This is a genomic window from Bradyrhizobium sp. STM 3843 (assembly GCF_000239815.1).
Lineage (GTDB): Bacteria > Pseudomonadota > Alphaproteobacteria > Rhizobiales > Xanthobacteraceae > Bradyrhizobium.
Window position 1 is genome coordinate 21,226 of the sequence record NZ_CAFK01000016.1, and the last position, 6,000, is coordinate 27,225.

Sequence of the window (6,000 nt, forward strand, 5' to 3'; positions counted from 1 at the left end):
CCTCGAGATTGCTCCTGTGCGAACTTCGGAAGGGCAGGAGCATTCGTTTAGTCTCAGGTTGAGCGGCTGCCATGCCGCCCCGGAAGAATTCTCCTGCAATTGCAGTATCCATCGAATTCCCCAAGGATCTGCTCATCGCAGAACGGGCATCATCCCGATCCGTTCGGACCATTTTCACGGATTCCGTCGCCCACCGCCACCGAGAAATTGACCCGCTCCCTCTCAATGACCATCGGACGCTCTCGCACCATGGCGTGAACAGCTCCGACATACTCGCCGATCAGCCCCATGAAGAAGAGCTGGCCGCCGGACAGGAAGAAAACCGCAATCATCAGGGTCGTCACGCCTGGTGGCGCGGAGACGCCGAGAAAAAGGACGAGGATCAGCTGCAGTAATCCATAGAGGACGCTAAGTAGCGCGAGACAAAAGCCCACGAACATGGCAATGCGCAATGGTGTCTGAGATACCGAAATCACCGCATTGATCGCCTGGTCGATGAGCACGAACCAGTTGGCTTTTGATTTGTCAGCGGTCCGGCGCGTCATCTTGTAATTCACGCCAATCGAGCGGAAGCCATAGCTCGCGATCATCCCGCGGACGTAGGGATAATAGTCGCGCGAATGGCGCAACGCTTCGATGACCGTGCGATCGACCACCTGGAAGTCGCCCGCATTGACCGGCACCTGAAAACGTGCAGAGGCATTCACTATCCGATAGAACAGCCTGCGCAACGCAAAGAGAAGCTTGTTCTCGTCGCGATCGGCACGGACCCCGTAGACGACCTGATAGCCCCGCTCCCAGAGCGCGACCATGTCCGGAATGAGCTCCGGCGGATCCTGCAGATCAGCGGGCATGTAGGCTACAACAACATCGCCGGACGCCGCCCTCTGCGCATTCAGAAGCGATCGCGCCGCACCGAAATTGGCCGCGTTGAAGATCACCTTGACTCGATGATCCTTGGCAGCGATCTCGCGCAGAATCTCCGGCGTGCGATCGGTCGAACAATTGTCGGCGAAGATATGCTCGTAATCGTAGTCCGGCATAGCCTCCAGGATAGCGCGAAGACGGGTCCAGCAGGCCTCGACGTTGTTCTCTTCGTTGTAGCAGGGCGTGACGACCGAAATGAGCTTTCGCTGGGTCGCACCGCCATCTTCGCGCACGTCGGACATTTTCAGCTTCGAATCATGGAGTGGACATGGACGACACGACCCGCCCCGACACAGCTGACGCCGTCCCGCGCGGTGGGTGCAGACAGAAGTCACGCAAGCTATCAATTACATAGGCGATATGATCCTGAGACAGAGCGGGATAGACGCCGAGCCAAAACGTTCGCGTCATAACCACGTCGCTGCGGTCGAGCGGGCCTGCGGCCCGGAAATCCCGGCCGATCATGTATGGCTGGCGAATGAGATTGCCGCCGAAAAGAAGACGGGTCGCAATCTTTCTTGCATTCAAATATTCGAGCAGCTCCTCGCGGGTGAAATCCAGTCCTGGCCGAAGTGTCAAGGGAAAGCCGAACCAGGATGGTTCGGAGTGCGGAGTCGCCTCGGGCAGGATGAAAATGTCCTGCAGATCGCGCAGCCCCTCCTGCAGCAGGGCGAAATTCCGCCGGCGATCCGCGATGAAGCCTGGCAGTCGGTCGAGTTGGGCGAGCGCAACAGCGGCCTGAAGATCGGTAATCTTCAAATTATAGCCGAGATGTGAGTAGGTGTATTTGTGATCATAACCGAACGGTAGATCGCCGAGCTGCCAGCCGAAGCGCTGCTTGCAGGTGCCGTCATGCCCCGGCGCGCACCAGCAGTCGCGACCCCAGTCACGGATCGATTCCATGATCCGTCGTGTGCGGCCGTTGTTGGTGAGAACTGCACCGCCCTCTCCCATCGTGATGTGGTGGGCCGGATAGAAGCTCAGAGTCCCGATCTCGCCGAACGTACCGACAGGCTCGCCGCGATAGGTTGCACCAAGCGCATCGCAGCAGTCTTCTATAACAAAGAGGTCGTGCTTACGCGCGAGCTGCAGCACTGCATCGACGTTGAACGGGTTGCCGAGCGTGTGCGCAATCACGATCGCGCGCGTTCGTCCGCTCACGGCGGCTTCCAGAGCCGAGACATCGATATTGTATGTCGGAATGTCGACGTCGACGAAAACGGGCTTGAGATTGTTCTGCAGAATCGGATTAACCGTCGTCGGAAAACCGGTCGCGCAGGTGATCACCTCATCGCCGGGTTTCAGCTGACGATCACCCATCAGGTGCGACGTCAGCGCGGAGACCGCGACGAGATTTGCTGAGGAGCCGGAATTCACCGTCAGCGCATGCTTGTGTCCAGTAAATCCGGCAAGCCGGGATTCGAACTCCGCGTTGAAGCGACCGGTGGTCAACCAGAAATCCAGCGCCGCATCGACCAGGGACTGCATTTCGGAAGCGCCGTAGACCTTGCCGCTGACAGGCACCGAGCTCGTTCCGGCCACGAACGGCGCGGGTGCATGCGCCAAGTCCGCATACTGGCCGACCAGTTCCAGGATCTGACGCCTGAGTTCTTCAGCTAGCTGCTTTTGATCCGACATCCGCGTTCCATTCGAACAATCTCTCGCAGGCCCGCGCGCGGCGCCAGCATGCCGGCTTCCCAAATAGCACACGGCACGGCAAGTTCAACACGGAGAGGTTCGGGCAACTAAGGGTGGCCCCCCGAACTCGGCCGTCTACCAGAGCTTCCAGGGAGGATTGTCCCGCTGCCAGAGCCCTTCCAGGCTATTCTTGTCGCGAAGCGTATCCATGCACTGCCAGAAGCCGCTATGCTTGTAGACCGAAAGCCGGCCGGCGGCGCTGAGCCGCGGCATCGTATGCTGCTCCCATACGGTATGATCGCCCTCGACCTCGTCGAGCGCGCGCTGCTCGACCACGAAGAAGCCGCCATTGATCCAGCCCCCGTCACCTTCCGGCTTTTCCTGGAAGGCGCTGACCCGGGTCCCTTCGATCGCGAGCTTGCCGAAGCGCCCCGGCGGCTGGACGGCCGTGACAGTCGCCAAGGCACCATCGCGTCGGTGCAGAGCCAGTACTGCGCCGATATCGACGTCCGATACCGCATCACCATAGGTGCAGCAGAAGCGGTCATCTCCATCGAGGTGCTCTCGGATGCGTCTGAGGCGGCCGCCAGTCATGGTCGCCTCACCGGTGTCCACAAGCTTGATTCGCCAATCCTCGACTGAGGTCGACTTCAGCGAATGTGTATTACGCCCGAGATCTACAGTCAGGTCGGAATTGTGCAGCACGTAGTTGAAGAAATACTCCTTGATCACATAACCCTTGTAACCCAGGCAGATGATGAAGTCCCTGACTCCGTGATGAGCATAGATCTTCATGATGTGCCACAGCAACGGCCGGCCTCCGATCTCGATCATCGGCTTTGGTCGCAGCAGGCTCTCTTCGCTGATACGGGTGCCGTACCCGCCCGCCAAGATAACGGCCTTCATGACGCGGGCCCGATCGATGTGTGCTGCGTGGCATCCGCCGCGGCGCGTGGGGCCGAGTTCACGTAGTCCTCAATTTGTTCGATGATGAGGTTGTGCGCGTTGAAGCCTTCCGCCTCGCGCTTATACCAGTCGACCACACGATTCAAGGTCTGTTCGATCGTCCAGCGTGGCTGCCAGCCAAGCCGGGCTGCGACCTTCGTGCTGTCGAGCTGAAGGGTCAGCTTCTCCGTTGGAAAGGATCTGCTGTCCTTTCGCCAGGCTTCGTTGCGCGCAATGCCCCAGCAATCCGCAAAACGGTCAGCAACCCACCCCACCTCGCGCACATCATCGGCCGCCGGCCCGAAGTTCCAACCTTCAGCGACACCGCCGGCGTGCTCCCAGGCGCGTTCGATGAGAGTCAGATAGCCGGAGAGCGGCTCGAGCACGTGCTGCCACGGTCGAGTGGCGGCCGGGTTGCGGATCATGACCGGCCGCCCTTCGCGCGCGCCACGCACCAGATCAGGAATAAGGCGGTAACGCGCAAAATCACCGCCGCCGATTACATTGCCCGCGCGCGCCGACATAACTGTTACCGGATGCTGCTCGCCGGCACCGAAGAAAGATGACCGGTAGGCATGGGTCACGAGCTCGGCGCAGCCTTTGCTGGCACTATAGGGATCGTCGCCGCCCATGGCATCGCTTTCGGAACGCGGCGGGCCGACTTCGGAGTTCTCGTAGCATTTGTCGCTCGTGACGATCAGCATGGTTCGGATCGTATCGACGTGACGCGCCGATTCGAGCACGTTCACGGTACCCATCACGTTGCTGCCAAATGTACCGACCGGATCCTCGAACGAGGAGAAAACGATGGCCTGCGCAGCGAGATGAACCACAACGTCCGGCTTGACGTCCGCCATGGCTCGAGTCAGTTGACCGAGATCACGGATGTCGCCGACCATCGTGCCATCGAGGACGTTAGCCAATCCGGCGGACTCGAAGATACTTGGCGTGGTCGGCGGCGGCAGCGAATAGCCGAAGACCTGAGCTCCTACGTGCTTCAACCAGAGCGCCAACCAACTGCCTTTGAACCCTGTGTGTCCGGTCAGGAACACCCGCCGTGCCTTCCAAAAGCCGGACGTCATGCCGCCACCTGCAATGTCATCTGATCACCTGCTGTTCCGGCTCTTCTAGCAGCCTCCGTGGCGGCTTCAAATAGCCAGTTCGCCCGAAGCGCGAGTCGAAACGATACGGACGTTGCGGGCGCCCGAGCGTATGTTATAGGGCGTCGCAGGTCTTTCGCCGAAGCGAAACCGCACACGCGAACGGAACACTGGGCCAATGCAGCAATTTGCCAACACCGAGCGCGACTTTTCGCAGCGTGTGTCCGCAGTGCATCCAATTTCGATTGATATCTGCTGGACTCTTGCAGTGGGGGCTCTCATTGCAATGACCGTGGCATTCGGACTCGGTCAAATCTGGCAAAAATTCATCGGCCTTGGTCCTTCGCCAGCAAGCCTCATTCGGTATGTCCCGGAAGTTGCACACGCATTTTATCCCGGTGAGCTGCCAGATGTCAGAGTCCAGAAACGCGCGTATCAGATCGGCCTCCTCGCGATCTTCCTGCCCTTCCTGATCTGTGCTTTCGGCAACGACAGAATACGCGGCGCCCTTTTTCGTCGACTGACACCGTTTTCCCTTCATGTCCGAAGATTGAAGCGCAGTCCAGTCTTGTTCTGGTGCGCAATGGCACTTGTCTATTTGATCGAGGTCAGGCGGCAAGGCGACACGTTGATTTCGCCACTGGGCCTCAGATCTCTTCTCTTCGCGGCCGCGCTCCTGCTGGCCATCGGGCTCTTCATCAGAGAGTTCAGGAAGGCTGCGTGGTATAGTTCAGGGATCAGAATGCTCGCGATCGCGTCGGGAGCAGCCATCCTCGTCGCGGCGGTCGCGGGCCTCCTCTTCCCAGCGGAGATGCGACAATGGCCCTACGTCAGCCTCACGATGGTCGAGGCTCATTTCGGCTTCGTCACCGGCGCTGCAGATCGCCTTGGTGCTGGCTTGCGTCTGTTCGACGACGTAAGACCTTATTACGGCCTCTTTCCTGAAGCGCTGGTCGGCGCAGCAATCCGACTGGCGGGTCCGTTCGATTGGGCCGCGATTTATCGCTGTGTTCAAGTCTGCCAGCTGGCGATGCTCCTCTGCATCTGCCTCGCCTTGTTCTTCTGGCGCGGCACTCGACGGCCCTTTCTCTGGCTTGTGCTGCCGTCGGCCCTCGTTCTGCCGGATCTTTTTGCCGCTTACCATATGAATTGGTTCCCAAACCAGACCGGCTGGCGTTTCCTGGGTTTTGGATTCGCGCTGGTGACGCTCTGCGTGGCGCCCCGCCTGTCGAAACTGGCCACGCTCCTTCTGTTTGCAGCCACTGCGAGCGTTGCCCTCGTCTGGAATCCTGAAACCGGCCTGGTCGTCGTTTTCGGCTTTATCGCCTATCTCGCCACCGGCTACGCAAGGCCGTCGTTCCTCGGCGGCATGCGCAAGGTGGGCGAGCTC

The 6,000-nt window shown here is 59.8% G+C and carries 5 protein-coding genes; 1 reads left to right on the plus strand and 4 read right to left on the minus strand.

The window, feature by feature from the left end; all coding sequences use genetic code 11:
- Positions 1-149 precede the first annotated feature (149 nt).
- The 4 genes from BRAS3843_RS03275 to rfbG form a co-directional block, all read right to left on the minus strand.
- Positions 150-1,169 (minus strand): glycosyltransferase family 2 protein, encoded by a 1,020-nt coding sequence (locus BRAS3843_RS03275; RefSeq protein WP_008967290.1) that lies wholly within the window; start codon positions 1,167-1,169, stop codon positions 150-152.
- A 13-nt stretch (positions 1,170-1,182) separates the two neighbouring features.
- On the minus strand, positions 1,183-2,565 hold the full coding sequence (rfbH, locus tag BRAS3843_RS03280; protein WP_008967291.1) for a lipopolysaccharide biosynthesis protein RfbH: 1,383 nt from the start codon (positions 2,563-2,565) through the stop codon (positions 1,183-1,185).
- Positions 2,566-2,700: 135 nt separating this feature from the next.
- Entirely contained in the window at positions 2,701-3,471 is a 771-nt protein-coding gene (gene rfbF, locus BRAS3843_RS03285) for a glucose-1-phosphate cytidylyltransferase (protein WP_008967292.1), read from the minus strand.
- Positions 3,468-4,592: a CDP-glucose 4,6-dehydratase gene (rfbG, locus tag BRAS3843_RS03290; protein ID WP_008967293.1), complete on the minus strand. Its 1,125-nt coding sequence runs from the start codon at positions 4,590-4,592 to the stop codon at positions 3,468-3,470. Before rfbG ends, rfbF begins: the two co-directional genes overlap by 4 nt.
- A 196-nt stretch (positions 4,593-4,788) precedes the next feature.
- Between rfbG and BRAS3843_RS03295 the strand changes: the two genes are divergently transcribed.
- On the plus strand, positions 4,789-6,000 hold a 1,212-nt coding region (locus BRAS3843_RS03295), incomplete at its 3' end, for a hypothetical protein (protein WP_139024712.1).